At 42.4% G+C, this 25337-nt stretch carries 18 protein-coding genes; 13 read left to right on the forward strand and 5 right to left on the reverse strand.

The window, feature by feature from the left end; all coding sequences use genetic code 11:
* The first annotated feature begins 24 nt into the window (after positions 1-24).
* The 13 genes from DXA54_RS07505 to murQ all read left to right on the forward strand — a co-directional run bounded on the left by DXA54_RS07505 (position 25) and on the right by murQ (position 15622).
* A complete protein-coding gene (locus DXA54_RS07505) occupies positions 25-1650 on the forward strand; it encodes a fimbrillin family protein (protein ID WP_055235230.1) in 1626 nt (541 codons plus the stop codon).
* A 180-nt stretch (positions 1651-1830) separates the two neighbouring features.
* The gene (locus tag DXA54_RS07510) at positions 1831-2418 is read left to right on the forward strand and encodes a hypothetical protein (RefSeq protein WP_004309654.1); all 588 of its coding nucleotides are present in this window, start codon (positions 1831-1833) and stop codon (positions 2416-2418) included.
* Positions 2405-2971, forward strand: a complete 567-nt coding sequence (locus DXA54_RS07515) for a PepSY-associated TM helix domain-containing protein (RefSeq protein ID WP_004305100.1) — start codon at positions 2405-2407, stop codon at positions 2969-2971. The genes DXA54_RS07510 and DXA54_RS07515 overlap by 14 nt, the downstream gene beginning before the upstream one ends.
* A 22-nt stretch (positions 2972-2993) precedes the next feature.
* Positions 2994-3881 carry an ABC transporter ATP-binding protein gene (locus DXA54_RS07520; RefSeq protein WP_004309652.1) on the forward strand — a complete coding sequence of 296 codons (888 nt, stop codon included), beginning with the start codon at positions 2994-2996 and terminating at the stop codon, positions 3879-3881.
* 70 nt (positions 3882-3951) lie between these two features.
* Entirely contained in the window at positions 3952-4620 is a 669-nt protein-coding gene (locus tag DXA54_RS07525; RefSeq protein ID WP_004299700.1) for a hypothetical protein, read from the forward strand.
* A gap of 40 nt (positions 4621-4660) precedes the next feature.
* The gene (locus tag DXA54_RS07530) at positions 4661-5695 is read left to right on the forward strand and encodes a DUF4857 domain-containing protein (protein WP_004309651.1); all 1035 of its coding nucleotides are present in this window, start codon (positions 4661-4663) and stop codon (positions 5693-5695) included.
* A 261-nt stretch (positions 5696-5956) separates the two neighbouring features.
* Positions 5957-7231, forward strand: a complete 1275-nt coding sequence (locus DXA54_RS07535; protein ID WP_004309650.1) for a hypothetical protein — start codon at positions 5957-5959, stop codon at positions 7229-7231.
* Positions 7232-7322: 91 nt separating this feature from the next.
* On the forward strand, positions 7323-8816 hold the full coding sequence (locus DXA54_RS07540) for a sodium:solute symporter (RefSeq protein ID WP_008649527.1): 1494 nt from the start codon (positions 7323-7325) through the stop codon (positions 8814-8816).
* Positions 8816-11281 carry a DUF4922 domain-containing protein gene (locus tag DXA54_RS07545; RefSeq protein ID WP_008649525.1) on the forward strand — a complete coding sequence of 822 codons (2466 nt, stop codon included), beginning with the start codon at positions 8816-8818 and terminating at the stop codon, positions 11279-11281. Before DXA54_RS07540 ends, DXA54_RS07545 begins: the two co-directional genes overlap by 1 nt.
* A complete protein-coding gene (locus DXA54_RS07550) occupies positions 11278-12627 on the forward strand; it encodes a SpoIID/LytB domain-containing protein (RefSeq protein WP_008649523.1) in 1350 nt (449 codons plus the stop codon). The genes DXA54_RS07545 and DXA54_RS07550 overlap by 4 nt, the downstream gene beginning before the upstream one ends.
* A gap of 14 nt (positions 12628-12641) precedes the next feature.
* Positions 12642-13925, forward strand: coding sequence for an AmpG family muropeptide MFS transporter (locus DXA54_RS07555; protein ID WP_165863231.1), 1284 nt, complete (start codon positions 12642-12644; stop codon positions 13923-13925).
* A 13-nt stretch (positions 13926-13938) separates the two neighbouring features.
* Positions 13939-14775 carry an ATPase gene (locus DXA54_RS07560; protein WP_120079148.1) on the forward strand — a complete coding sequence of 279 codons (837 nt, stop codon included), beginning with the start codon at positions 13939-13941 and terminating at the stop codon, positions 14773-14775.
* 40 nt (positions 14776-14815) lie between these two features.
* A complete protein-coding gene (gene murQ, locus DXA54_RS07565; protein ID WP_120079149.1) occupies positions 14816-15622 on the forward strand; it encodes an N-acetylmuramic acid 6-phosphate etherase in 807 nt (268 codons plus the stop codon).
* 101 nt (positions 15623-15723) lie between these two features.
* On the opposite strand, the gene DXA54_RS07570 is transcribed toward murQ, so the two are convergent.
* From DXA54_RS07570 to DXA54_RS07590, 5 genes are read right to left on the reverse strand one after another with little or no spacing between them, the layout of a single operon-like run.
* Positions 15724-17064 carry a hypothetical protein gene (locus DXA54_RS07570; RefSeq protein WP_120079150.1) on the reverse strand — a complete coding sequence of 447 codons (1341 nt, stop codon included), beginning with the start codon at positions 17062-17064 and terminating at the stop codon, positions 15724-15726.
* A gap of 34 nt (positions 17065-17098) precedes the next feature.
* Positions 17099-19093 (reverse strand): hypothetical protein, encoded by a 1995-nt coding sequence (locus tag DXA54_RS07575; protein WP_120079151.1) that lies wholly within the window; start codon positions 19091-19093, stop codon positions 17099-17101.
* A 10-nt stretch (positions 19094-19103) separates the two neighbouring features.
* Complete coding sequence (locus DXA54_RS07580) at positions 19104-20396, reverse strand: glycan-binding surface protein (RefSeq protein ID WP_120079152.1); 1293 nt, start codon at positions 20394-20396, stop codon at positions 19104-19106.
* Positions 20397-20414: 18 nt separating this feature from the next.
* On the reverse strand, positions 20415-22037 hold the full coding sequence (locus DXA54_RS07585; protein ID WP_008649506.1) for a RagB/SusD family nutrient uptake outer membrane protein: 1623 nt from the start codon (positions 22035-22037) through the stop codon (positions 20415-20417).
* Between the two features lie 12 nt (positions 22038-22049).
* Positions 22050-25328 carry a SusC/RagA family TonB-linked outer membrane protein gene (locus tag DXA54_RS07590; protein WP_083792345.1) on the reverse strand — a complete coding sequence of 1093 codons (3279 nt, stop codon included), beginning with the start codon at positions 25326-25328 and terminating at the stop codon, positions 22050-22052.
* Positions 25329-25337: the final 9 nt, after the last annotated feature.

The following is a 25337-nucleotide window of genomic DNA, read 5'->3' on the forward strand; positions in this document are numbered from 1 at the left end:
ATATATAAACTAAATTATTAAGCAATGAAAAAGAGTTTGACATTTATCTTCGCAGCAGCGCTTTTGGTATCTTGCCAACAGGAAGAGAACGAAGCTACGACTCCTGCAAACAGTCGCATTACTATCTCTCCTATTATTACACGTGCTACGGAAGTTAACTTTGAGACCGGAGATAAAATCGGTGTTACAATCACCCAAAACGGTGACTTCGTATATGCAGAGAATAAACAGATGACATACAGTGACGGAGTATTTGCAGGCGATTTACTCTGGTACCCGGAAGGAAATGACAAATCGCAAATAGTAGCCTATTATCCCTATAAAGAGGGTAATACTCCGGCTTCATTTACTGTAGAAACCGATCAGACTAGTGGATATGGAGCGTCAGATTTTATGGCAGCAAAGAAATCGGATGTACTTCCGACTACCAACGTTATAAGCATGAACTTCAAACACATGTTTACTAAATTAGTGATTAATGTAACAAAGGAAATAGAAGCTAACATCTCGTCCATCACATTGAAAGGTTCTATCCCGACTGCAACTCTTGATTTGAGTGCTCTCACAGTGACTGCTGATGCAAACGCCTCCGCAACAAGCATTGTTGCACAAGCCGTTAAAGCGAATGAGACATACCGCGCCATTATCGTTCCCCAAACAGTAGCCTTGACGCTTGAAGTAGCAACATCTGACGGCAAGACCTTGTCACAGAAGCTCACATCTACCACTTTGGCACAAGGAGGACAATACAGTGTGAACATTCGCGTGTTACCTGACGATATAGAAGTCAAACTTAGTGGTGACATTGAAAACTGGACAGATGAGGGTGAAATTGGAGCTGATAATGAGATTCCTTTCGAGGAACATCTCGATCAGAACTATTTCCTGTATGATAATGTAAAATATAAGACTGTAACTCTCTCAAACGGTACGACATGGATGGCTGAACCGCTTATTTATTTACCGAAAGGGTATACTCCTTCAAGTGATCCAACTGCTGATAGCCATGTTTGGTATCCGTATGAAATCACAGCCGACGGTGCAACCGTAGCTACAACAAAAGAAAGTGCCATAAAAGAATTAGGTTATCTATATGATTTCCAGGCTGCACTGGGTGGTAAAGAAATTACTGATAGTAATCTGACCTCCTTTGAAGGAGCACAAGGAATCTGCCCGAAAGGATGGCACATACCGACACGTCTGGAGTACTTTAATCTGGTAGGAAAAACAACGAATGATGCCGACGGCAAGGTACCGGCTGATGGTGATAAAGCTCTTTTTTATGATGCAGCTTATGATGGAGCCAAAATATCATCACTGATGGATGCAGGATTCAATTACCAATTCTCCGGTGTTCGTATGGCAACAAGTCTTACAGGCGTCGGCAGCTACCAAAAAACTGCAATAGCAGATGACGCCAAGATTCAAGCTGCGTGGCATGGAAAACCGGCAATGAATTATCTCATGACTTCGACCGCCTACAAACCCATATACAATAGTACCAGCGGCCTACTAACCAATATACAGTTCTTTGGATTAATGAGTACAATCAATGCAACCAAGTATCCGGAAGGCAGATTATCATTATCTTATGTTAGCATTAAAGCCGGTATGCAAGTTCGTTGCATAAGGGATCAAGCCGGCAACTAAAAGACTAATATTTGTTTCATGCCTTGAAACCTTTAGTTTCTCGGTGAGAAACTACCAGTTTCAAACTGGGAAACTAAAAGTTTCAAGTAAGGCTACCCCCCTCGCCCGTAAGGCGAACTACGATAAGCTATAAACAAACGAAAAACAGATTACAAACTATATAAAAACGAAGCAATAACAATGAAAACAAAAAAGCTAACAATCGCAATTGCCATCATGGCAATGACTTTTATCGGAACTTCATGTGGTAACAAACAACAGAAAAGCGCATCAGAAGCGACTACAGAACAGTCTGCATCTTCCGCCTTGGAAATTGATTCTCTTCTTGCCAATGCCGAAAGCCTTGCAGGACAAGAAGTGACCATTGAAGGCGTCTGCACACATACCTGCAAACATGGCGCAAAGAAAATCTTCCTGATGGGTAGCGACGATACCCAAGTGATCCGTGTAGAAGCGGGCACTTTGGGGACATTCGATCCTAAATGCGTGAACTCCATCGTTCGTGTTACCGGAACACTGAAAGAACAACGCATTGACGAAGCCTACCTCCAGAACTGGGAAGCGCAACTCAAAGCACAGGCTGCCGAGAAACACGGAACCGGTGAAGCCGGATGCGACTCTGAAAAGAAAGCACGTGGTGAAACAGCCAACAGCCCTGAAGCCCGCATTGCAGATTTCCGTGCAAAAATAGCCGACCGCAAGGCAGAAACAGGAAAAGAGTATTTATCTTTCTATTTCATGGAAGCTGACTCGTATGAAGTGGAGTAGTAACATCCGTAAGTGGAGTCGGCTCATACACCGTGACTTATCATTTTTCTTTTCCGGAATGGTATTGATATATGCCATTTCCGGAATTGTAATGAATCACCGTGACACTATTAATCCGAACTTCTCCATCACACGGAAAGAGTATAAGATAGCAGAAAAGCTACCGGATAAAGCAGGAATGAATAAGGAGAAAGTGCTCACTCTCCTGGAACCATTGGGAGAAAGCGGCAACTATACCAAATATTACTTCCCGAAAACGGACGTAATGAAAGTATTCCTGAAAGGTGGCTCCAACCTTCTAGTAAACGTAAAGACAGGGGAAGCGGTATATGAATCCGTCACCCGCCGCCCGCTTATCGGAGCAATGTCCCGTTTACATTACAACCCGGGACAATGGTGGACTTACTTCGCGGATATTTTCGCCATCGCTCTTATTATCATTACTCTCTCCGGCATCATCATGCTGAAAGGGAATAAGGGCATTATCGGCAGAGGAGGGATCGAAGTCATTGTCGGAATCTTGATTCCCATTCTTTTCCTTTTCTTCTTTTGAATAGAATAACAGATTAAATCAAATGGAACATATTATCGAATGTAACAATCTGACGCACTATTACGGCAAACGGTTGATTTACGAAAATCTTAGTTTCACAGTACCCAAAGGACGCATCCTGGGACTGTTGGGAAAGAACGGTACAGGCAAGACCACCACTATCAATATCTTGAGCGGTTATCTGAAACCCCGTTCAGGGGAATGTCGCATCTTCGGACAGGAGATTCAGACAATGGCACCGGCTCTGCGTCGCAATATCGGACTGCTCATCGAAGGTCATGTGCAATATCAATTCATGACCATCACCGAGATAGAGAAATTCTACGCAGCTTTCTACCCCGGTCAATGGAAAAAGGAAGCGTACTATGAACTGATGAATAAGTTGAAAGTCGCTCCCGGACAACGTATCTCACGTATGTCATGCGGACAGCGCTCACAAGTTGCCCTCGGACTTATCCTTGCACAAAACCCGGAACTTCTAGTATTGGACGACTTCTCACTCGGACTCGATCCCGGTTATCGCCGCTTGTTTGTCGACTATCTCCGTGACTATGCCCGCTCGGAAGGGAAAACCGTCTTCCTGACCTCACATATCATTCAGGATATGGAACGACTCGTTGATGACTGTATTATCATGGACTACGGAAAGATACTGATTCAGAAACCAATCGTCGAATTACTGGAAAAAGGACGTCGCTACACTTTCACTATTCCCGAAGGTTATGAACTTCCTGCGTCTGATGATTTCTATCATCCTTCTGTCATGCGAAACCAGTTGGAGACTTTCTCCTTCCTGCAACCGGCAGAGACAGAAGCAAAACTGAAATCAATGTCAGTACCTTACACTAATTTTCATAGTGAACAGGTAAATTTGGAGGATGCATTTATCGGCCTGACAGGCAAATACTGATTAAATTAAGAATAAAAATTGGCTACTCGTAACCCACAAATCATAATTCATAAATCATAAATCCTCAAAAATGTACGCTATATTTTATAAAGAATGGATAAAGACACGGTGGTATTTTCTGCTTGCCGTGCTCGCCACACTCGGTTTTACAGGCTATTGTATGCTTCGCATCAACCGGGTGGTAGAAATGAAAGGGGCTGCTCATGTATGGGAAGTCATGCTGCAACGCGATGTTATCTTCATTGATATGTTGCAATATATCCCCCTGATTGCCGGAATCCTGATGGCAATCGTGCAGTTTGTCCCCGAGATGCAACGCAAATGTTTGAAACTGACTCTCCATCTGCCTTATCCGGAACTAAAAATGACGGGCAATATGTTACTCTCCGGACTCATATTGATTCTTGTCTGTTTTGCTTCTAATTTCCTGTTGATGGAAGTATACCTGAACGGAATACTTGCCCATGAACTGAAGAACCACATATTGCTCACCGCTTTAACGTGGTATCTTGCCGGGATTTCCGGCTACCTGCTCGTCGCATGGATCTGCCTTGAACCGGCATGGAAACGTCGTATTCTGAATCTCATTATCGCTGTATTGTTACTACGGATCTTCTTTCTGTCGCCCACACCGGAAGCATACAACAAGTTCCTCCCTTATTTAGTGGTTTATACTTTGTTGACAGCTTCTTTCTCGTGGCTTTCTATCGTACGATTTAAGGCCGGAAAGCAGGACTAAACAATTAAAAATTAAAGATTAAAAATTAAAAGATTGAGAAATGAGACGTTTCAGTACCATACTATTATATGTAACCATCGCTTTCCTGCTTCTTTGGCAGTTGCCTTGGTGTTACAATTTCTTTGTCGTAAAGCCGGAGAAGACTCCCTTTACCCTATATAGTTTCGTCATTGGCGATTTCGCACAGATGGGACAGGAAGAGGGAAAGGGAAGCGTGCGTCGCGACTTGGCAGGAAACATTTATTCGGAAGCTGCTTTCGACAGCATCCTGCCTATGTTTTACTTCCGCCAGTTGATGTCTGACGAGCGTTTTCCAGATACCATTCAAGGAATCGCAGTGACTCCCAAAATGGTGCAGACGGAAAACTTCAACTTCCGCAGCGTTCCTTCGGATATCAATGCGCCTTCTATCGGACTTTACCCGCTAATGGAATCCATGTCAGGACGTGTGGATTTAAAAATGCCGGATGATGTATTCCGCATCACCTCCAAAGGGATCGAATTCATCGACATGGCTACCAACAGCGTGAAGGAAGATAAAAGCCTTCAGTTTACCGAAGCTATGACTAAGAAAGATTTTCGTTTCCCGGCAACGGAGATTGTAGGAAATCCGACGGTGAAAAAGGAGTATGACGAAGGTTACCTTCTATTGGATGCCGACCGCCGTCTGTTTCATCTGAAACAGGTGAAAGGGCGTCCGTATGTCCGTGCCATCACCTTGCCTGAAGGACTGACGTTAAAGCATCTGTATCTGACCGAGTTCAGAAACAAAAAGACGCTTGCTTTTATGACCGATGTCAACAACGCCTTCTATGTGTTGCAGAATCGGACGTATGAAATCGTAAAAACAGGAATCCCGGTATTCAATCCCGAAACGGATGCACTAACCATTATCGGTAATATGTTCGATTGGACGGTACGTGTGACTACTCCGACCTCTGATAATTATTACGCATTGAATGCCGACGATTATTCATTGATTAAAAAATTAGAGAACGCATCGTCTACTCATTCCATGCCCGGTATTACTTTCACATCTTATACTGATAAATATGTAATGCCACGTTTCGAATAGTATTCCCATATTGAATGTAACAGTTGTAAGGGACTATCAAAAGTCAATCTATTAAATATGACTTAGGGTAGTCCCTTACTGTTTTCTTCCCATGCGTGTATAGGAAACAAAAAGAATTACAATCTTTTCTTCTGTAAGTATGGGCTTTTTCCGGCAAGAAAGTTTATCTTTGCCGACTCATTCAAATATTCAGACCGCAATTGCTTCTGCATTATACACAAACAAATACGGTAAAACGAAAAAACTCAAATTAAAAACCGTATGAAAGTTTACAAAGCATTTGCTTTCCTAAGTATCTTCATCATATTGTTCTATAATTGTTCGCTCCCTACTGATGACGAAGAAAAAGGAGATTCAGAGGAAGAGGATACAGTTACCTCCGAACTTCCCTGGGAAGGAGAGATGGACAAATTCACCATCAATTCTAAAGAAGGAATCCATCTGAATGATCCATACGAAGACGCCGGAACAGCTTATGTCACCATTCCTTCCACCTCTGTAAAAAATACCCGTTGGGAATTTGGAGTTCACCTCACCTTTAATCCTTCCGCTAACAATTATGCACGATTTTATCTGACTTCTTCCTCAAACATTCTTTCCGAGAATTTAAACGGTTATTATATTCAGATAGGAGGAGCCAAAGATAATGTAACTCTTTATCGTCAAAACGGAGACCAATCTAAACTACTGGCTTCGGGAAGAGAGTTGATGAAAGGAGACTCTTCACCGAAACTATATATAAAAGTAGAACGTGACAATAATGGTTACTGGACTTTTTGGACACGACGTGAATCCGAGAATGAATACGTAAAAGAAAAACAAATAAAAGATACCGATATACAAACTTCCCGCTACTGCGGTATATACTGCATTTACACCAAAACCCGCTGTAAAGGATTTACATTTCATCACATACAGCTATCTAATAACGTAGAAACGGACACTACACCTGATGAAACACCCGATCATCCCGGAACAGACATTCCAGATAATCCGAACACCCCCGAATTACCGAAAGATGTGAGAGGTATGCTTCTTTTCAATGAAATCATGTATAATAATGCCACTGATGGTGCAGAATATATAGAAATCTACAATCCGACTGAACAGGCTATCATTTTACCGGTACTTTATCTATATAAGATGTATAAAGACGGGGCAATATACAATACTACCATCCTTCAAAATGAAAGTCCTTCTACTCCCCTAACCATTCCTGCCAAAGCATATCTTTGCTTCACGAAATACTTCAACAGAGTCGTTCAGAAACATAAAGTCGGTGGAGAAAATATAATAATTATACCGAACTTCCCGGCACTGAACAATAATGGCGGGTATCTGGCACTTTCAAGTAGTAAAGAGACTGCACCAGGACATACTTTTGACACTTGTTGTTTTAGAGATGAAATGCACACCATTGATAAAATAACCGGCGTTTCACTCGAAAAGAAATCCCCGGAGTTACCCTCTCTCAATAAGAATTGGCATTCATCAAAACATGCAACCGGAGGCACACCCGGAATAAAAAATATGTAAGAGTATGCATATCTATGATAAATTCCCTACATTTGTAGGCAAAGTAAACAAGTTCCGGATATTTATCCTCAAACGAATTTAAACAGCAGATATGAGTCCAGCCGTTATATCTATTACTATTGTGGCATACTTTATAATCCTGTTCACTATCTCTTATATAGCAGGACGCAAAGCCGACAATGAAGGATTCTTTGTAGGAAACCGTAAATCAGCCTGGTATATCGTTGCCTTTGCCATGATCGGTTCCACCATTTCCGGAGTCACTTTCGTTTCCGTTCCGGGTATGGTACAGGCAAGTAGCTTTTCTTACCTGCAAATGGTGCTGGGATTCATAGTAGGACAAATTATCATTGCGTTTGTACTCGTTCCTCTCTTTTATCGTATGAACCTGGTTTCCATATATGAATATCTGGAGAACAGGTTCGGAAGCTCTTCCTACAAGACGGGAGCCTGGTTCTTTTTTATTTCAAAGATGCTAGGGGCAGCCGTCCGACTCTTTCTCGTATGCCTGACATTGCAGTTTCTTATCTTCGATCCTTTCCATCTTCCATTCCTGTTGAACGTAATTCTTACGGTATTTATCGTATGGCTTTACACTTTCCGCGGTGGAGTGAAATCATTGATATGGACGGATGTTCTAAAAACATTCTGCCTGGTAGTGTCGGTTGTACTTTGCATCTATTATATTGCTTCCAGCTTGCATCTGAATTTCAGTGGTTTGGTTAGTACGATTTCAGACAGTGACTTTTCCAAGACATTCTTTTTTGACGATGTTAATGACAAACGATATTTCTTCAAGCAATTCCTGGCAGGAGTATTCACCGTTATTGCCATGAATGGGCTCGACCAGGATATGATGCAGCGCAATCTTAGCTGCAAGAACTTCCGGGACTCACAGAAGAATATGATTACCAGTGGAATCTCACAGTTCTTTGTCATTCTGCTTTTTCTGATGCTGGGAGTACTGTTATATACGTTTACAGCACAGCAAGGCATTGGGAATCCGGAAAAAAGCGACGAGTTGTTTCCGATGATTGCTACCGGAAATTATTTTCCCGGCATAGTCGGAATATTATTCATTATCGGACTGATAGCCTCCGCCTATTCTGCAGCGGGTTCTGCCTTGACGGCACTGACCACTTCCTTTACTGTAGATATTTTACATGCACAGAAAAAAGGAGAGGCGGCACTTAGCCAAATACGCAAACATGTACATATCGGTATGGCAGTTGTGATGGGAGCAGTCATTTTCGTATTCAATCTGCTGAACAACACGAGTGTGATTGATGCGATTTACACACTGGCCAGTTATACGTATGGCCCTATCTTAGGACTGTTCGCTTTCGGCATCTTCACCAAGAAACAAGTTTATGATAAATATATTCCGTTGGTAGCTATCGCTTCTCCTATTCTTTGCTATATCCTGCAAAGAAATTCGGAAGCATGGCTCAACGGTTACCAAATTAGTTACGAGTTGTTGATAATCAATGCCCTGTTCACATTCCTTGGACTTTGTTTGTTCATCAAAAGACAAGACAAAGAAACATCTTACACAACTCATACTACAAAACAAAAAGTAAAATAATGAAAACAACAATCAACTGTTTTCTTCCTTTCAGCCGGTTGGAAGAAACTGTGCAAACAGTTAAGGAGTTACGTGCATCGACGCTGGTAGACAAAATTTATTTATTGGCATCGCCAATTACCAATGTCTGTATTCCCGGATGCGAACTCATCTCTGTAGAGAAAATGCAGTCTACACAAGCAATGCGAGCTATTGCAGAACATTCTGATAAAACATATACCTTGCTCTATACCAAACACACTGCACTAAAAATAGGCATGTTCGCTCTTGAAAGAATGGTTCAAGTAATGGAAATGACCCAAGCTGGCATGGTATATGCAGACCATTACCAACAGATAGACGGTGTGCAAAAAACAGCTCCGGTCATTGATTACCAACCCGGTAGCCTGCGTGACGACTTCAATTTCGGCTCGGTTTTACTGTTCAATGCCAACGCATTCAAGGAAGTTATAGAAAATACGGAAGAGGAATATCAATATGCAGGCTTGTATGATTTGAGACTCAAAATATCCCAAAAGAGCAAACTGGTACATATCAACGAATATCTATATACCGAAGTAGAAAGTGACAAGCGGAAAAGCGGTGAGAAGCAGTTCGATTATGTAGACCCTAAAAACCGTCAGGTACAGATCGAAATGGAACAGGCATGCACCAACCATTTGAAGGAAGTTGGCGGATATCTTTATCCTATCTTCCGTCCTGTAGACTTTTCTTCCCACACTTTTGAGTATGAAGCTTCTGTCATTATACCCATACGCAACCGTATTCGCACAGTCAAAGATGCCGTACGCTCGGCACTGAACCAGCAAACGACCTTTCCGTTCAATGTCATTGTCATCGACAATCATTCGACAGACGGGACCAGTGAAGTTCTCCGTGAACTTAGTTCGGACAAGCGGCTGATTCACGTCATTCCCGAAAGAGATGACCTCGGTATAGGCGGATGTTGGAACATAGGTATCCATCACGAGAAATGCGGAAAGTTTGCCGTCCAACTTGATAGCGACGACGTGTATAAAAACGAACATAGCCTGCAAATCATTATTGATACTTTCTATAAACAGAAATGTGCAATGGTAATCGGCACTTATATGATGACTAACTTTGATATGCAGGAAATTGCCCCCGGCATCATCGATCATAAGGAATGGACACCCGACAACGGACGAAATAATGCATTACGTATCAACGGTCTGGGAGCTCCCCGTGCATTCTACACGCCCATTCTTCGGGAAATCAAAGTCCCGAACACAAGCTATGGAGAAGATTATGCCCTTGGATTGAAAATTTCACACGATTATCAGATAGGTAGAATATACGACGTGATTTACCTTTGCCGCCGTTGGGACGGCAACTCGGATGCTGCACTGCCTGTTGAGAAAATCAACCAGAATAATCTATATAAAGACCGGCTTCGTACGTGGGAATTGGAACAGCGCATCCTGCAACAAAGAACGACATTAGAGAAAATTCAGCAAAAAATCGAACAGTTATTCCAAAAGCAAACTCTTTCTTGGGAACTAGCCAAAGAGAATTACCAAGCACTGGAACAGTATCGGTCACGAACAAAAAAAATATCCAAGTGGTTTGGTAACAATTGTTTAAGTGCGAAACTATTCTTTAATCCGAAACGTATTCTTTCGGCTACCGCACAGACAGATACTGCCTCCATTCACTCACGGCCTTGCTTCCTCTGCCAAACAAACCGACCGCAGGAACAAGAGTTCATCAGTTATGGAAATTATCAGATACTGGTTAATCCCTATCCCATATTTAAACACCACTTTACAATTGTAGATAAGGAACACAAGTCACAATCCATAGCCGGGCGTTTTAAAGATATGATAGAACTCACCGACATTATGGAAGAATACTTCCTTTTGTATAATGGACCGGAATGTGGAGCTTCCGCTCCCGATCATGCCCATTTTCAAGCTTGCAGTAAAGAGGAAAGTATGCAGGGATCATATTACGATCACATAGAATTAATAGATAACGACAAGGTGCGAATTAGTTATGAAGATTTTCCGTACAGTTTCATCAGGATTCAGGCGAAAAATAAGAAAACAATGTCGAGAACCTTTCATCTGATTTACGACATCTTAGCTGCCAATAATAACGGAAAAGAACCAATGATGAATATTCTTGCCTGGTATGGTTTGGAACGCACCAAAGAGGATTTTAGAGAGCGCTACGAAGAAGAATTTGAATCAGTGGCCGAACACCCTTACAATTGTGTTATCTTCTTACGCAGCAAACATCGTCCTGATTGCTATTACGCAAAAGGAGACGAACAAATTCTCATCAGTCCTGCTATTGCTGAAATGAACGGCATATTCCCTATAGTACGTGAAGAAGATATGAAGAAACTGACTCCTGAAAAAGTATATGATATCTATCGGGAAGTATCGATATCTAAAGAAAAGCTACAAGAAATAATAGAACGCATTAAAGCCGCCTTATGACAGAGCCTCAAATAGCAGTTGGCATTCTTTCCGGGAAAGAGATTGAATTCTCTTTCCCGGAAAAATTTAATTCTTCTGTCGGAACGGAAATTTCCGGGACACAGAAAGTTATTTATCAGGATGGGAAGATTCATTGGCAAGGGAAAGAATATAATGAATTATCTTTCACTCCCCAACAAGGTGCACATGCTTTCTTTGAACTGAAAGATGTAACCATCGGAATCAACTTCCATTGGGAACGCAAAGAAGTCCAGAAATTCAAAGGGGAATTAAAGATTATCATCGAAGGAGAACAACTAACCGCCATCAATGTGATTTCCATTGAAGAATATCTTACCAGTGTAATTTCATCCGAAATGAGCGCAACAGCTTCTTTAGAACTACTAAAGGCTCACGCCGTCATCTCCCGAAGCTGGTTACTTAATAAGTTGAGAGTTGAGAATGGAGAGTGGAGAGTTACTGTGCAGCCGGATAGCGCAGCCCACTCTCCACTCTCCACTCTCCATTCTCAATTTATAAAATGGTATGACCATGAAGCGCATAGAAATTTCGATGTATGTGCCGATGATCATTGCCAGCGTTATCAGGGAATTACACGAGCCTCAACACCACAAGCCATCGAAGCAGTCTCCGCCACGCGGGGGGAAGTGCTGATGTATAAAGGAGCGATTTGTGATGCCCGTTTCTCTAAATGTTGTGGCGGAGCTTTTGAAGAGTTCCAAAATTGTTGGGAAAACGTAAAGCATCCTTATCTAATCAGACAACGGGATAGCAAGACTGAAAAACAACTTCCCGATTTGGCCATAGAGGCGGAAGCTGATAAATGGATACGTACCTCACCTGTTGCTTTTTGTAATACGCAGGATAAGAAAATTCTAAGCCAAGTACTAAACAACTACGATCAGGAAACAGCAGACTTCTATCGTTGGAAAGTCAGTTATACCCAACAGGAACTTTCAACACTGATTCATCAACGTTCGGGAATTGACTTCGGACAAATTCTGGATTTAATTCCTATAGAACGTGGAACGTCGGGACGTCTTGTCCGATTGAAAATTATAGGAACCTTGCGAACGCTTATTATCGGGAAAGAACTGGAAATACGCCGTACCTTATCTACTTCCCATCTGTATAGTTCCGCTTTTGTAGTAGACAAGGAATATGAGGAAAAAGGACATAAAGAGGATAAAATCCCTTCACGATTCATCCTTACCGGAGCCGGATGGGGGCATGGAGTAGGACTTTGCCAGATTGGTGCTGCCGTAATGGGAGAGCAAGGTTACAAATATGAAGAAATACTGTCTCACTATTACCCCGGCAGTACGCTCGAGAAACAATATCAATAAAAAAGAATAATACCATGACAACATCCACTACAAAAAGAAATCCCTGGAGCTGGATACCCACCCTCTACTTCGCAGAAGGGCTGCCATACGTAGCGGTAATGACGATTGCTGTTATCATGTACAAGCGTTTGGGATTATCCAATACGGAAATAGCCTTATACACTTCCTGGCTCTACCTTCCCTGGACTATCAAACCGCTATGGAGTCCTTTCGTCGACTTGGTGAAAACGAAACGCGCCTGGATTATTGCCATGCAAGGTTTCATCGCTGCCGGATTTGCGGGGATAGCCTTCTTTATTCCGACTGCTCATTATGTACAGTTGACTCTCGCCTTTTTCTGGCTGTTGGCGTTCAGTTCCGCTACGCATGACATCGCAGCAGACGGTTTCTATATGCTCGGACTCAATAATAAGGAACAATCTTTCTTTGTCGGTATCCGGAATACTTTCTATCGGCTTGCCAATATTTTCGGGCAGGGAATTCTAGTCATGCTGGCAGGATGGCTGGAAACATCACAGAACAATATTTCCTTGGCATGGAGTATTACATTCTACCTCCTTGCCGGATTATTTCTGGCTCTTACTATCTATCATCGACTTATCCTCCCCCATCCTGATTCGGACATTAAACGTCCCGGCCTCACACCGGGTAAGTTGTTAGGAGATTTCCTTTTGACCTTTGTCACATTCTTTCAGAAAAAGAACCTCGGTCTCATGTTCTTTTTCCTCCTCACCTATCGGTTGGGAGAATCACAGTTAGCCAAAATAGCTTCTCCTTTCCTGCTCGACACCACCGATAAAGGTGGGCTAGGCTTATCCACAGCAACTGTCGGAATGATCTACGGTACGATAGGTGTCATAGCTTTATTGCTCGGTGGAATCATTAGTGGTTTCCTCGTTTCCCGTGACGGATTCAAGAAATGGATATTACCCATGGCATTAGCCATCAACATTCCCGATCTATTATATGTATGGATGGCTGCCGCCACCCCGGACAATCCTATATTTATAGCCATTTGTGTAGCGATCGAACAGTTGGGGTATGGTTTCGGCTTTACCGCTTATATGCTATATCTGATTTATATAGCAGAAGGTGAACATAAAACGGCACACTATGCTATCGGAACCGGATTTATGGCACTGGGCATGATGATTCCCGGTATGCCTGCCGGATGGATACAGGAACATCTCGGATACACAAACTTCTTTATCTGGGTTTGTATTTGTACCCTGCCCGGTATCGTCGCCTCATTAATGATTCGCAACCGACTGGAAGATTCTTTCGGAAAGAAACAATAAAAAGCTCAAAGATATGATACTCATTGCAGATAGTGGTTCTACCAAAACCGACTGGTGCATCGTTTTCAACGGCACCCCAATCAAACGAATGGGAACGAAGGGAATTAATCCCTTCTTCCAATCAGAAGAAGAAATTCAACAAGAGCTGACACATTCCCTCCTGCCACAACTACCGGAAGGAACGATCAACTCCATCTTTTTTTATGGTGCAGGATGCACTCCCGAAAAAGCTCCCGTCCTCCGGCGGGCTATTGCCGACAGCCTGCCCGTCATCGGGAACATCAAAGCCTACTCGGATATGCTTGCCGCTGCCCGCGGACTATGCGGACATGAAGCAGGGATTGCCTGCATCCTCGGCACAGGTTCCAATTCCTGTTTCTACAACGGTGAAGAGATTGTCAACAACATCTCCCCTCTTGGATTCATCCTGGGAGATGAAGGAAGCGGCGCAGTCCTAGGAAAACTATTGGTAGGCGATGTACTGAAAAACCAGCTTCCACCCACCATCAAAGAAGCTTTCTTAAAACAGTTCGACCTGACGGCCCCCGAAATCATCGACCGTGTTTATCGCCAGCCTTTCCCGAACCGTTTTCTGGCTAGTCTCTCTCCCTTCCTTGCACAGCACTTGGAAGAACCGGCTATCCGTTCACTAGTACTCAACAGCTTTATCGCTTTTCTCCGCAGAAACGTGATGCAATATGATTATAAGCAATATCCGGTACATTTTATTGGTTCCGTAGCTCACTGTTACAAGGAGATTTTGCAGGAGGCTGCGCAAACAACAGGTATTCAGATCGGTAAGATTCTTCAAAGTCCGATGGAAGGACTGATTCAATACCATCAACAATAATTCTTTTACCTATTGTAATTTATAACCAGTAATTATAAAAATGCAGATAACCGAACAACCGTCACTTTACGATCATCTGGAAAAGAAATCTGTGCGAGAGATATTAGAAGATATCAACCAGGAAGATCAGAAAGTAGCATTAGCCGTACAAAAGGCTATTCCACAAATTGAAGAACTTGTCAATCAGATTGTACCCCGCATGAGGCAAGGCGGACGCATCTTTTATATGGGGGCCGGCACAAGCGGTCGCCTGGGAGTATTGGATGCTTCCGAAATTCCTCCTACTTTCGGTATGTCTCCCAACTGGATTATCGGACTGATTGCAGGAGGCGATACAGCCCTGCGCAATCCGGTAGAAGGAGCCGAAGATGATGAAAATCGCGGCTGGGAAGAACTCGTCGAACACCAGATCAACGAAAAAGACACCGTTATCGGCATTGCCGCTTCCGGCACTACCCCGTACGTAATCGGTGCTTTGCGGGAAGCCCGTAAACACGGTGTCCTGACAGGTTGTATCACCAGTAATCCCGATTCTCCAATGGCAGCAGAAGCGGATGTAGCCATCGAAATGATTGTAGGACCGGAATATGTGACAGGCAGTTCCCGGATGAAATCAGGCACCGGACAGAAAATGATTCTGAATATGATTAGCACCTCCGTCATGATTCAACTCGGACGGGTGAAAGGGAATAGGATGGTGAATATGCAGTTGACCAATCATAAACTTATAGAAAGAGGGACGCAGATGATTATGGATGAATTAGGATTGGACCATGACCGTGCGCAAAAACTCCTTTTACTTCATGGTTCTGTAAAAAAGGCTATTGATGCATATCAGAAACAATAACAAGTGTCTTTGATTCAAGCTAGAAGAAACCTACAGGTCCCCAATTAAGACAGGATTCTTTTTCTGCTTTAATTGGGGGCCTTATAAATAAAACAGTACAGCTATCTCTTTATATTCACAGTCACAATACTATATGCCTTTATATCCAGCCCATTCTCTAAAGAAGAAATAGCAGATTCTACTAACATACCTTTATTTGTTTCAGGAAAAGATTCTGTAGGTACTGTCGACACAGTCATTTTTACTTCCGCAGGAATGAAAGGAAGAGCCAGATTCAAACCTTTTATATCCGAAGAAGTCCTATTGACAAACATCAAAGTAAGATTTCCCTGACTATCTTTATATGCCGTACAATCTACAGAGGCAGATACATTTTTGGAAGCAACGACCTTGACACGCGTTTTTCCCGTCAGATTTTTTGCAAACTGTGCATACATATACCCTCGGGGAGTAATAGCACTCATAGTAGAGTTAGCCAGACCATCACCCAACATTCCATAATAGCGACGACCATACCAATAAATATAAGCATTGAATCCCGAAGCCATTGCAGTATTAATCTCCGCTGCCAACTGTAATGTTTCCGCACGGACATCACCAATCAACAGGTAAGGAGCTTTCTTTTCCCATGCTTCATTCAGCAAATGTTCAGTCATCCAATATTCTTTACCTTTAGCTTTTGCCAGATCATACGGAGTATTTCCACCTCCATAGATGTGTCCTCCCACAACATCAATTACAGCGCAGGCTTGTTCATCTTCAAGAATGGGATCTGTACTCTCATGCCTGTACTGGAATGACTCTCCAGTCATTAGTTTCACATCGGGATGAGCAGCTTTAATACTCGCACCATACTGTTTAAAGAACTTAGCCTGCTGCAAACCTGTCCATCTACAACTTTCATAAGTCACTTCAAAATCCGGTTCATTCTGAATAGATACTACATCAACCGCAGCGCTCTGTTGTTTCATATAAGTAAGGAACTCTTTCAAATATTCAGCATATCCAGCATAATCAGCCAGTTCACCATCCACAATATTATCAATTGTTTTCAAAGACACAGGTGGCGTCCAAGGAGTTGCCAGAATCGTGGTTCCCAGATCCTTTGCCACTTTCGCAACCCGAGCAACAGTTCCCCATCGACTATCCGCAGTCTGATTCTTATCTTTAGGGGCAATGCGGATCCGCAAAATATTACATCCTAGCTGATCAGCTCCCGTACCAAACAAGGTATTCATCTCCTCCTCTGTCAGTGCAGTTTGCTGCCAAGATGTTTCCATCACTCCAAAACCCTGCACTTTCTGATATTCGATATCCGGTTGAATAGTCAATGTAGCCGGAATCTGTTCGGGTACAGTATAGCCTGTTGTATCTTCATCACTGCATGAGGCTAACAAGAGTAATAGAGAGTATAAAGTATACATATATTTAATCGTATTCATAATTCTTCTTTAAGTCTAAATTATTATTCCAAGATTACTGCTTCTCCGGCTTAGTATAAGGCACCAGGCGGAAGTTTCCAAAACCTAGTTGATAACCAATCATGTCGGTTCCCTTTGAATACTTGCCATCTGTTCCCATATAGCTACCCGCTTTCAAAGACAGATAAGTATTCAGAGAAGCCGGAAAGCTCGTCTTTGCATCGTTTACTGTCAAGCCACTAAAACAGGACAACTGTGACAAAGGAATGACCATCGTACGCCATCCGCCATAAAACTCAAAAGGTACAATCTTACCATTTTGGTTCCAGGAGATCAACGTGATTCTGCCATCTCCGTCAGAGGAATTCTTCCCTGTCTCCCAACGCCAAGCTCCTAAAGTCCAATTACAAGTCATATAGAAGTCAAACTCTATAGCTAAGTCGGAACACAAGGTAGCATCCGTAATTAAACCACCCGAGTTTGCAACGACTACTGACCATACTTTTCCGTAATCAAATCTAAATTTCAGTAAATCGTCTCCATTCGAACTGATCTTATCCACAGTCACATCAATCGGATTTCCAGTGGGGATAATGCGATACAGATCGGGAGCTGTCGGAGCTTTATCCGGATTAAGAATAGGGAACGGATTGGCTGATGCTGTATTATTGGATGACATAGCGAGATTAATTCCATCAAACCTAGCCTGATTACTACCAGCATAGGCATCCCCTCCATTCGCAAAACGGTTAATGAATAAACATCCCTTACAATTTATATCTTTATAAGAATATCCCTCACCTGAAGCAGATACTACTGTAATATATCCGGGCGTCTGATCACCTCCGGTTGGAACGACCACTTTTATGTTCTTATTATCAACCGTTTCAAAATCCGTTGCTTCCACATCTCCCGGGAATATGATCTTCTGAATGCTCTCGAAGTTCATACCATAAATGTAAATAAACTCCCCAGCCTTAGCCATCGTATGAGATACACTAGTAATAAATGGAGCGCCCGCATTACCTGCAAACTTGATTTCAATCAGCTTCTCCGAGTAATCAGAAACCAGTTTAATGGTATTCATATCCTCCACATTCGTCACATTGCCCTCTCCGACAGGAAGATCTGACGGAACAGAAATTGTAAGAGCCGTTTCCGTGGCAACAAAACTAGTAACCAAAGTTCCGTTACAGTAAACCTCTTTCACCAGATTCAAATTTGTTCCGTTCAATACAACATCACTTCCCAAAATAATTAGAGTGACAGGTTGTCCGTCCGTGCCAACCACTGTCTCATCAACGGTTATCGTAGGCCCTGATATTGTAAATGAATAGTTATAGGTTTCCCCTAACTCTGTTTCAAGTTTAATCACATTCTCATCGTTTACATTCTGAATCTGTTCCCCCAAAGGCGTTTCTTCAGGAATGACAATGCGAAGAGCAGTAGAAGCAAGATGATTTTCAGAAGTCATATTTACAGCATAACCGTTAAAATACACTTTACTCACATAATTCAAACCGGCACCTTCCAATTGAATCTCTTCACCAATTGATGCAGTTGTTGTCAATGTACCTACCAGATCATTCACATCTGCAAAAACCCGTACTCCATTCACTGCCAATTTCCAACTGATAATACTCAGAGAAAAGATAAATTCATTTCTATCACTTTTCACCTTCACCGTATTCTTTAATGACTCTTCGACAACCTGATAACCCAATGGGGTATTTTGAGGAATGACTACCTCAATATATGTATTTCCTTGTTTCAGAAAATCCTTAGCAGCCACTTCCAATCCATTAAAATATGCCGCAGAAACAGCGGATAAGTTGTTACCCTCCATACGTATTTTCGTTCCCACCTTCACTTGAGTCGCCTCTTTCCAATCATTCCCACTCTGTACATTCACACTTTGAATGACAGCATTTGTCAAGCTTCCGCTTCCAAGATCCTGGTCGTCATCATCACAAGACAAGAAGCCCACCATCACAGCCGTCAACAACATAATAGTTATGCTTTTATTCAAATATTTATATAGTTTCATCATTCATTCCTGTTTAATCATTCTTATAAGAACTTTTCACATAAGGCACAATACGGAAATTACCAAAAGACATTTGTGCATTCTCCATAGGATTACCAGAGAACCAGTTGCCTGATTTATCTTGGAAACTTCCACATATCCAGAATATAGCCCCACTCATATTATTCAAAAGGGAACGTAAATCTCCAAGCGTCAGTGTTGCATAATTTGTTATCTCTGCAATAGGCCATGTCATGGTCTTCCAGCCGTTTGTAAAAGTAACCGGAACGACAGCACCATTATTGATCCATGGTACCGGAGTACAGCGTTCACTCGCAAGCGTCAGTCGAAGAGCTCCGGATTGCCAAGGGACATTCACATAGTAATCACATTGGAAGGCCAATTCATTGCATGGTGTATCTTCTGTGATCACCTTACTTTCAGCACACGCATCCAACACTATTTGAATTGCTTTATCCGGATAGAAATTGAAACCTCCGATTTCCCCTTGTGTCGGAGTATCCGCCGGTTCTCCAGGAACAGAGCGATACACTTCCGGACTTTTCGGTCCCTCAACTCCAGACGGAATCACAGCAGTTGTATTAGTGGAAATACTTCCTCTCCCATAGTTATACGCTTTCTTATCTGCAGGATCTTCACTGAACTTCACAATAAACAAGCCCGGTTTGAAATTGAAGTTATTATAAGTATAAGCTCCTCCATTAGCCCCTTCAATAATCAATCTACCGTAGTTGTATTCCACACCGTCCGGCACCTGTACTGAAAGCACCGTATAATTGTTATTTACCTTAAGATTAGTAGAAGCTATACCACCCGGAAACGTTACTTTTTCAATATCCTTCAGATTTGTACCATAAATGTCAATCCACTCACCTACTCTTGGCATCGTATGGGAAACATCCGTCACAGACGGAGCAGCTGCCAGAATTGAGAACGGGAATACAAAATCATCGTGTTTCGTAACAATACGTATTGTATTACGCACCGTTTCATCTGTAACTTCCGTCCCGGTAGGAATTGTAGTTGGGATAGTGAAAATAATCGCATTATCAGTGATATAATTTGAATTAACGCCTGCAACTTCCACGCCATTACAATAGATGGCTTTGGTTGTAGTAAAACCACTGCCTTCAATACGGATTTTTTCACCCAGACGTACTTTCGTCAATACAGTCTCTGTGTCAGTAACTTTCTGGGCACACACACGAGTGACGGACACACTTTCGTCATCTGAACACGAGAAAGAAAGAACAGGCAATGCTACCAGCAGTCCGAACAACCAATTATTAATTATATATTTTTTCATCTTGGATAGTCTTTTATCTTATTTCACATCAAAATGTACAGGTTCTTCGCTCAACAAAGGATTTAGAGTTTCTTCATTCAACGGATAAACCAATTTTAAGCAACTAGCATCGGGAGTCTTCATTTCACGTCCGTCTGACGCTCCCCAGGAAAATGTAGGAGGAGCACCATAATCATAGCGAACACCACGTTTCTGATTCTTCATAAACTCGACGACCCAGTCTGTATCCCAATAACCACGACGAACAATATCATACCAGAACTGACCTTCCATTGCCAATTCACAACGTCGTTCATTCCAAATATCCTGCAAAGTGATTTCATCCATTCCATCCAACCCAGCACGTTTACGAACCAGATTAAAATAGTACAACGCATCCTCATCACTTGTATTAGATCCAGTCCCTAAAATAGCTTCCGCATAGAGTAGATATACCTCTGCCAAACGCAACATGGGAGTTGCCATCCCCGAATTCTGGCTTACACTCTGTATGCCTGTATCCTTACTGCTGCCTACAATATGTTTTTTCACCGGACAAAGCTTCACGTTAGGTACCACGAAGTATCCTTCTTTCGTATGTGTTCCAATATAATCATACTTTGCCCCGGTAAAAAACATCGTTCCCCGTTTTCTCGAACTTTCTCCACGATCTATCATCAATTCAACCAATTCTCCGGAAAGATATTCGTTCCCCCCCCAAGCCTGGTCGCCGTCCATCAACGCGGAATATTTATTCAAACGTGCCTGTATAGCATTACCTACTCCATAAGTAGTGCTGCCTCCAACCCACTGCAAAGCAAATAATGATTCACTATTATTGTTATTCTGCACACGGAACAGTTCTTCATAATTGTCCATCAATTTATTCGGACTCTGTTTACATACGATTCCAGCCGCTTCTTCAGCTTTCTCATAATATTGTGCGGCAGTCATCGGATACCTGTCTGCCGAGAACTTACCACCACGTGCATAACAGGCAGCCGTGATGTAGAAACGAGATAACATCCCCAACGCGCTGTAACGTGTCAACCGTCCGATTTCATCCGAAAGAGGAAGATTTTCTGCAGCAAACTCCATATCTTTTATTGCATATTGCAATACGTCTTCCTGGAAATTGGCATGTACCATATAATTCTGTGCCAATATCTCCGGATCTTCCACAATAGGAACATCCCCCCAGACGCTCATTAAATACCAGTAAGCAAGGCCTCTCATAAAACGGGCTTCTCCCTTGCAACCATTTACCACTGTCACATCCACTCCTTTCTCTACAGCACGATCTATATTTTTCAGAATAATATCCGCCTGTCCGATGACTGAATAGAAGCTATCCCATCCATCCTCCACTCCCAACGTACTGGAGTTGTCTACCAAGCGGTTCAAAATGGCTCCAGGATTAGTAACCTGATCCACATATTGATTATTCGCGCGGGCATCGCCTACAATAAAGTAAAAACGACTGTTAAAAGGATACCAAGGGCGGTTGTACAATGCACCAGTAGCGGCACGACATTCTTCTGCGGATTTATAGAAATCATCCAGCAACATTTGGTTCTCTGAAGTTACGTCCAGAAAGTCTTCACAAGAAACGACTGACAACCCCATGAGTCCTATAGCTAATATACCTAAAATTTTTCTCATTGTTTCATTAGATTAAAAACCAATATTAATACCGAAAGTAAACGTACGGGGAGAAGGATAGCGCCCTGCATCAAAGCCGTTCAATAGGGCACTTTGAGCATAATTGCTATATTGATCGCGTGCCATACCCACTTCTGGATCATAACCTGAATATCCACTGATTGTAAACAGGTTGGATACATTGCAATAAAGTTTCAGCATTTCCAATCCCAGCTTAGAAGTTAGTTTTCTCGGGAAAGTGTATGACAAATTAACTGTTTGCAAACGAATATAAGAACCGTCTTCTATCAGATTGGAAGATACACGGTTATTCTCATTCAAATCATTCGAACTGATACGGGAGATATTTTTCTTGCCACTGATCACTCTTACATTGTAGATATTATTGGCAGAGCCTTCCGGATCAATCACTCCATATTTCGCATAGTGCAGTGCCGCATCCTTTAGCAAGTTATTCGTATAATCACGTGGATTATTAATTGTCATATTCAACCAGTTCATTACATCATTGCCATAGCAGAATGTGAAATAAAGGTTCAAGTCAAATCCTTTATAACTGAAGGTATTACCGAAACCACCCGTAAATTTGGGCAAGGGATTACCAATCACCTGTTGGTCCTTTGCATTAATAAGCCCATCTTTATTGACGTCTTCAAACAGAAGGTCGCCTACCCAAATACCGTTCTTCTCATCAATCTTCTTCGGTTGTCCGGTCGCGCCCTCTTCCGGAAGAGCCACCTTCAATTTGCCACTCTCATCAAACAAATCTGCCGCAGAGTTTATACGTCCGATCACTTTGTACCCATAAAATTGACCTATTGCATATCCAGGTTGAGTCAAGGTGACTTGTTTGTCATTCCCCCCAAACTGATAGGTTTTGAAAACCTGCGCTGTAGCCGTATTCAAATCCAGCACTTTATTCCGGTTCAAAGAAAAAACCAGACTACTTCTCCACTGGAATTCCTTGCGCGATACATTCACCGTATTCAAGGTAAACTCAAATCCACGGTTTCTCAAGGACCCGACATTGCCCCATGGTGCCGACATTGCTCCAGTCCCATTCGTTCCGGTTATACCGGGCAAAGTAAGCACAATCAGCAAATCATCAGTACGCTTGTTATACCAATCAGCTATAAATTCAACACGATTATTGAAGAAAGAAAGATCTAAACCGATATTAAATGATTTTGTCGTTTCCCAAGTTAATCCTTCATTAGGAAGTCTTGAGAGAGCCTGCCCACTTCCCCAAATCGTTTCCGTATTATTTAAAATAGAAGTATAAGCAAAAGAAGCCACATTCGAATTACCTACCACACCATAACCAGCACGCAGTTTCAAGTTTGACAACCATTCTACTTCTTTCAGAAAATTCTCCTTATTTATGCGCCATGCCAATGCAGCCGACGGGAAAGCCCCCCAACGATTTCCTCTTGCAAAGTTGGAAGAACCATCATAACGCATAGTGGCGGTCAACATATAGCGATCCAACAATGAATAATGTGCCCGTCCGAAGAAAGATAAGAATGAACTTCTTCCCGTATATCCATCATTCTCGGCTGTACTTGCATCGCCGGCACCCAAATCTGTCAACGAGTTACTTCCCAAACGACGGCTCCCTTTCAGATAATTACTTCTGGTTTCAGTCATTTCATGCCCCAACATCAAGGTAAGATTCTGATTCTTTCCCGGCTTCAGGTTAAAATTCAACAGATTCCTCCATGCCCAATAATAATTGACCCGGATTGATTCTTGCCGATCCGCATAATCATTCTTCTGCCAAGAAGTGAAATAATAGCTCGGAGTAAAACTATGTACTTCTTCCGTTCCTACATTGCTCGAAAATTCAGTTTTGAAATTCATCCACTTAAATGGAGTGACAGTAGCATAAAGATTAGAACGCACCGACAACTTACGATTATTCTTATCAACCAGTTGCGCGATAGCCAGTGCATTCACCGGGCTACTATTATCATCGCTTTCAGAAGGACTACCATAACTCCCATCCAAATTATACACCGGTACATTCGGTTTCTGTTTCACTGCACTGTTGATAATATTCCAGTCGGCAATAGAGGTAGTCTGGGTAGTACGCGACAAATTAGCAGATCCTCCGATTTTAAGCCATTTGTTCACTTCCGAATCAATGGCCGCGCTCAATGTGATACGGTCGAAATCCGATCCTTCGGCAATACCATCCTGTCGCAGATAGCCAGCTCCCACTTTATAACTGGTTCCTTTCACACCTCCCGACATATTCAAGTTATAATTTTGCATGGAAGCCGGACGAAAGATAGCCGTCTGCCAGTTTGTACCCTCACCTAGCAAAGAAGGATTTGCAAACTCTGCAGTTTTACTACGCCCCATCATTTCAACAACCTCATTATTATGCTGGGCATATTCCCGCAAATTAGCCATATCCAGTTGCTTTGCCAAGTACTGAATACCATATTGAGCTTCCAGATTGACCCTGGGTTTTCCTTCCCTTCCACGCTTGGTTGTAATAATAATAACGCCATTCGCACCGTTGGCACCATAAATAGCTGTAGCCGAAGCATCTTTCAACACTTCCATTGATTCAATATCCGAAGGATTGATAGAGGACAAAGCATTATCTGTGTCTGTACCTGTATTACCACTGATTGTAACTCCATCAATAATATAAATAGGTTCATTTGTACCGTTGATGGAGTTCAGCCCACGAATCTGTACAGAAGCTCCACCACCCGGCATACCATTATTCTGTATCATCAATACACCGGCTGCACGTCCTTGAAGAACCTGATCGATAGAAGTAGGATTCATTTGTGAAATCATCTCCGAACTAACAGAAGTAACAGCTCCGGTCAAATCCGAACGCTTCATAGAAGCGTATCCGATAGCTACCACTTCATCAAGAGCCACTGCATTATCCTGCAAAGTTATATTCACCACTTTCTTATCAGCAATCTTTACCGCTATAGGCTTCATTCCTATAAAAGAGAATTCCAACGTTTGTCCTTTTGCGACAGTAATGGAATAATTGCCTTCAAGATTGGTTACAGTACCGGTAGAAGTGCCTTTCACCACCACACTTGCTCCAATGACCGGTTCTCCATTTTCATCGGTCACTTTTCCCGTTATACGCACAGCTTGCTGTTGCTGTTCTTCAATAGAGACTACCGCATCCGAAGCATACACCGGAAGCGGATAAGAAGAAGTTCCCCAGACACAGAACCCAATCAGAAGTCCGGCACAGCATCGGGTTAACACCGATTGTGTTTGTTGCTTCTTACAATCAAACTCATTTTTCATACTATAAAA

The sequence above is a fragment of the Bacteroides sp. OF03-11BH genome (genome assembly GCF_003604005.1).
GTDB lineage: Bacteria > Bacteroidota > Bacteroidia > Bacteroidales > Bacteroidaceae > Bacteroides > Bacteroides ovatus.

Bases quoted from the DNA above. Each gene is read 5' to 3' on its own strand.
- DXA54_RS07550 (WP_008649523.1), top strand. From the start codon at position 11,278: ATGACAGAGCCTCAAATAGCAGTTGGCATTCTTTCCGGGAAAGAGATT.
- DXA54_RS07510 (WP_004309654.1), top strand. From the start codon at position 1,831: ATGAAAACAAAAAAGCTAACAATCGCAATTGCCATCATGGCAATGACT.
- DXA54_RS07575 (WP_120079151.1), bottom strand. From the start codon at position 19,093: ATGATGAAACTATATAAATATTTGAATAAAAGCATAACTATTATGTTG.
- DXA54_RS07540 (WP_008649527.1), top strand. From the start codon at position 7,323: ATGAGTCCAGCCGTTATATCTATTACTATTGTGGCATACTTTATAATC.
- DXA54_RS07570 (WP_120079150.1), bottom strand. From the start codon at position 17,064: ATGAATACGATTAAATATATGTATACTTTATACTCTCTATTACTCTTG.
- DXA54_RS07590 (WP_083792345.1), bottom strand. From the start codon at position 25,328: ATGAAAAATGAGTTTGATTGTAAGAAGCAACAAACACAATCGGTGTTA.
- DXA54_RS07535 (WP_004309650.1), top strand. From the start codon at position 5,957: ATGAAAGTTTACAAAGCATTTGCTTTCCTAAGTATCTTCATCATATTG.
- DXA54_RS07580 (WP_120079152.1), bottom strand. From the start codon at position 20,396: ATGAAAAAATATATAATTAATAATTGGTTGTTCGGACTGCTGGTAGCA.
- DXA54_RS07520 (WP_004309652.1), top strand. From the start codon at position 2,994: ATGGAACATATTATCGAATGTAACAATCTGACGCACTATTACGGCAAA.
- DXA54_RS07585 (WP_008649506.1), bottom strand. From the start codon at position 22,037: ATGAGAAAAATTTTAGGTATATTAGCTATAGGACTCATGGGGTTGTCA.
- DXA54_RS07555 (WP_165863231.1), top strand. From the start codon at position 12,642: ATGACAACATCCACTACAAAAAGAAATCCCTGGAGCTGGATACCCACC.
- DXA54_RS07560 (WP_120079148.1), top strand. From the start codon at position 13,939: ATGATACTCATTGCAGATAGTGGTTCTACCAAAACCGACTGGTGCATC.
- DXA54_RS07545 (WP_008649525.1), top strand. From the start codon at position 8,816: ATGAAAACAACAATCAACTGTTTTCTTCCTTTCAGCCGGTTGGAAGAA.
- DXA54_RS07525 (WP_004299700.1), top strand. From the start codon at position 3,952: ATGTACGCTATATTTTATAAAGAATGGATAAAGACACGGTGGTATTTT.
- DXA54_RS07530 (WP_004309651.1), top strand. From the start codon at position 4,661: ATGAGACGTTTCAGTACCATACTATTATATGTAACCATCGCTTTCCTG.
- DXA54_RS07515 (WP_004305100.1), top strand. From the start codon at position 2,405: ATGAAGTGGAGTAGTAACATCCGTAAGTGGAGTCGGCTCATACACCGT.
- DXA54_RS07505 (WP_055235230.1), top strand. From the start codon at position 25: ATGAAAAAGAGTTTGACATTTATCTTCGCAGCAGCGCTTTTGGTATCT.
- murQ (WP_120079149.1), top strand. From the start codon at position 14,816: ATGCAGATAACCGAACAACCGTCACTTTACGATCATCTGGAAAAGAAA.